The sequence below is a fragment of the Mesorhizobium sp. M7A.F.Ca.CA.003.01.2.1 genome (genome assembly GCF_003998945.1).
Lineage (GTDB): Bacteria > Pseudomonadota > Alphaproteobacteria > Rhizobiales > Rhizobiaceae > Mesorhizobium > Mesorhizobium ciceri.
In genome coordinates this window covers 1-3169 of record NZ_RZRA01000686.1, presented here as the reverse complement: position 1 = coordinate 3169, position 3169 = coordinate 1, and the positions used below count along the sequence as shown (strand labels likewise).

The 3169-nt window shown below is 61.8% G+C and carries 4 protein-coding genes and 1 pseudogene; 4 read left to right on the top strand and 1 reads right to left on the bottom strand.

What is annotated here, in order from left to right:
• Positions 1-302: pseudogene (locus EN969_RS23700) on the top strand (hypothetical protein); the annotation flags it as partial.
• Between the two features lie 80 nt (positions 303-382).
• Here the strand turns inward: EN969_RS23700 and EN969_RS23695 are convergent.
• The gene (locus EN969_RS23695; protein WP_063168662.1) at positions 383-973 is read right to left on the bottom strand and encodes a cation diffusion facilitator family transporter; all 591 of its coding nucleotides are present in this window, start codon (positions 971-973) and stop codon (positions 383-385) included.
• Positions 974-1291: 318 nt separating this feature from the next.
• Here EN969_RS23695 and EN969_RS23690 point away from each other — a divergent pair, with 318 nt between their 5' ends.
• The 3 genes from EN969_RS23690 to EN969_RS23680 all read left to right on the top strand — a co-directional run.
• Positions 1292-1771, top strand: a complete 480-nt coding sequence (locus tag EN969_RS23690; protein WP_024501788.1) for a GNAT family N-acetyltransferase — start codon at positions 1292-1294, stop codon at positions 1769-1771.
• 15 nt (positions 1772-1786) lie between these two features.
• Entirely contained in the window at positions 1787-2170 is a 384-nt protein-coding gene (locus EN969_RS23685) for an ACT domain-containing protein (RefSeq protein WP_063168661.1), read from the top strand.
• A 160-nt stretch (positions 2171-2330) separates the two neighbouring features.
• A partial coding sequence (locus EN969_RS23680; protein ID WP_127419441.1) for an aldehyde dehydrogenase family protein occupies positions 2331-3169 on the top strand: 839 nt, incomplete at its 3' end.

Below are 3169 nucleotides of genomic sequence, written 5' to 3'. Positions count from 1 at the left end.
GGCGCGTGGCGCCGAGTTCAACGCCCGAACTCTACGAAGGAGACCAACATGACCGATGTTCCAAGGCTGAAAAGCCCATTCTCCGATATCGCTCCCGCGCTTGGCAGATACAGCCCTGGATCGTTCCGATCCCCGGCACCACCAAGCTCAATCGCCTCGAAGAGAACATCGGATCGGTCACTGTCGCGCTGACGGCGAACTGCCGACATCGAGAACGCGGTCTCGGCGATCGCCGTACAGGGAGCGCGCTATTCTCCGCAACAGGAAGCAAGGATCGATCGCTAGAGCCAGGCGCAGGCTGAGGGCACTCGACGACCGGGTAGCCATTCCGGCCGACGGCGCAGGAGTTGAGGGGATCGTGCGCGGATCGGGTGGCAGCGTTTCAGTTTGAAATTTGGCCTTCTGCGAACTCGCGTCTTGCGGCCGTGAAAACCTCGCGGGCAGCATCCGCATTCATGACGGCGATTGCCAGCCCAATGACGATATCGGGCCAGGCCGAATTCCACACGAATGCGGTGACCAGGGCAGCGGCAATGATTGCCACATTGGCCAGGACGTCGTTGCGCGCCGACAGGAAGGCGGCGCGGGTGAGGCTGCCGCTGTGATGGCGATAGCGAGCGAGCATGAGCGCGCACGACAGGTTGACGAGCATCGCGCCAGCCGCCGTGAGCGTTAGCGGAACGAGAGCTGGCGGAATTGGAATGTTGAATTTCTCCCAGGCTGTCCAAAGGGTCGCCAATGCGGGGATCAGAAGTATCCCGGCCAGCGCCATTCCGAGCCGCGCTCGATTGCGGACGGTCCAGCCCAACGCGACCATGATCAGGAGATTGACGGATGCGTCCTCCAGAAAATCGATGCTGTCCGCGAACAGCGATACCGATCCGATCCAAACGGCTACGGCAAATTCGATCCCGAAATAGGCCAGGTTCAGGATGGCCACCATCCGCACCGCTTTGTTCAGCGTCCCGGTCATAGTTTGCCCATCGATTAGCTGCCGTTGGCACAAAGCATATAGCGATTCTATGCCCTGCGGGCGCGAGGACCAGAACCTTGTCGCCGATGCGAGACACTGTCGATCGAGCGGTCGCCTTGACATCGCCGCGCTTCCTGTTCCAACTTGGCGCCATGTTCGTTTTCGCGCCCGCCAACACCAAGCGACGTCGCCCCTGCACAGTGCGGAGCGGCAAGCTGATTGCGCGACGACAAAGACCGGCAGGATAGACCCGGTTCTTTCGTTTCCAGCCCCGCCCGCGAAACCGCCGGCGGGATTTTTCATGTCTGGAGCAGTTTGATGACCAACAATTCTTCCATCCGGCTTCGGCCGGCCGCGCCCGCTGACGCCGCCGCGATCCGGGATATCGTGCGCGCCGCCTATGCCAAATGGGTAGCGGTGATCGGCCGCGAGCCTCTGCCGATGCGCGCCGACTACGAGAAGGCTGTTGCCGAGCATCCGTTCGATCTCGCCGTCGAGGATGATCGGATCGTGGGAATGATTGAAACCATGCTGGCCGAGGATCATCTGTGGATCGAGAATGTCTGTGTCGCACCGGATGCGCAGGGCAGGGGGATTGGCCGGCTGTTGCTGGAGTGGGCCGAGCGCAAGGCGATCGAGTCGGGCCGCGACGAGCTTCGCCTGCTGACCAATGGCGCGTTCGAGGCGAACGTATCGCTCTACAAGAGGCAGGGCTACATAGTGGATCGGGACGAGCCGTTCATGGGCGGCATGACGGTCTATATGAGCAAGAGGCTAGCGGGATCACCGGCGATCTGAGGAAGGATTTCGATAATGGCTGCCAAGGTCAAGCTTAAGCAACTCCCGGGGTCTTACGCGGTTTCCCGGCTGGCGGCGGGCGAAACCATTCCCGGTTGGGCGGACGGACCAGGCTTCGTCAGCATCACAAGGACCGACGACGAGCTTTCGATCGTTTGCCTGCAGGACCGCGTGCCGCATGCCGTCAAGCAGGATATCGACTGGGTGGCCTTCAAGCTCCTGGGCCCGTTCGCCTTCGACGAAACCGGTATCGTGCTGTCGGTCATCAGGCCGTTGTCGGAAAACGGGTTGGGCATCTTCGTGGTGTCCACTTTCGATGGCGACCATCTCCTGGTGAAAGCCACGGATCAGGCCGCGGCGAGGCGGTTTCTGGTCGAGGCCGGGCATACCTTGCTGTAGTCCATCCTCACCAAGCCGGTTGCTGCCCAACCGCTCTGGCTCAATCACTGCCGCACTGGCTCAACCACTTCGGGGGTTGTGTTTGACAGCGGCGTTTGTGCATCGTTATCTCCAGCCAGATATGACGGCCCGGCGCGACCATGCGGCCAAGGAGAAAACCATGTCACACAATCTGCAGTTCTACATCGATGGCGCGTGGGTCGATCCTGTTGTGCCCAACCCATTGGACGTCATCGATCCCTCGAATGAGGACGCTTTTGCGCAGATTTCGCTCGGCTCCAAGGCCGATGTCGACAAGGCGGTGGCTGCCGCCAAGCGCGCCTTCAACGGCTTTGGTTTCACCGAAGTTAGCGAGCGGCTCGACCTGTTGAATCGCATCATCGCGGTCTACAAGAAGCGCAGTGGCGATCTTGCGGTTGCCGTGTCGCGCGAGATGGGCGCGCCGCGCCAGATGGCGTTGGACAGCCAGGTCGGCATTGGGCTGGCGCATCTGACCAAAATGGCCGAGACGCTGAAGGCTTTCGAATTCCGCCACGTGAAGGGCAATCATCTCGTGGTCAAGGAGCCGATCGGTGTCGTCGGGCTGATCACGCCGTGGAACTGGCCGCTCAACCAGATCACCTGCAAGGTGGGTCCGGCGCTCGCCGCCGGCTGCACCATGGTGCTCAAGCCATCCGAGATCGCGCCGCTCGACGCCATCATCTTCGCCGAGATCCTCGACGAGGCCGGCGTGCCGAAGGGCGTCTTCAACCTCGTCAATGGCGACGGACCGGGCGTCGGCCAGGCGTTGTCCAGCCATCCTGACATCGACATGATGTCGTTCACCGGTTCGACCCGCGCCGGCATCCTGGTGGCCAAGGCCGCTGCCGACACGGTCAAGCGCGTGCATCAGGAGCTTGGTGGCAAGTCGGCCAACATTCTGTTCCCCGACGTCGACCTCGCAAGCGCGGTCAGCAAGGGCGTGGCCGGTTGCTTCAGCAACAGCGGCCAGTCCTGCAA

Coding starts and splice junctions, on each gene's coding strand:
- EN969_RS23690 (WP_024501788.1), top strand. CDS start 1,292: ATGACCAACAATTCTTCCATCCGGCTTCGGCCGGCCGCGCCCGCTGAC.
- EN969_RS23695 (WP_063168662.1), bottom strand. CDS start 973: ATGACCGGGACGCTGAACAAAGCGGTGCGGATGGTGGCCATCCTGAAC.
- EN969_RS23685 (WP_063168661.1), top strand. CDS start 1,787: ATGGCTGCCAAGGTCAAGCTTAAGCAACTCCCGGGGTCTTACGCGGTT.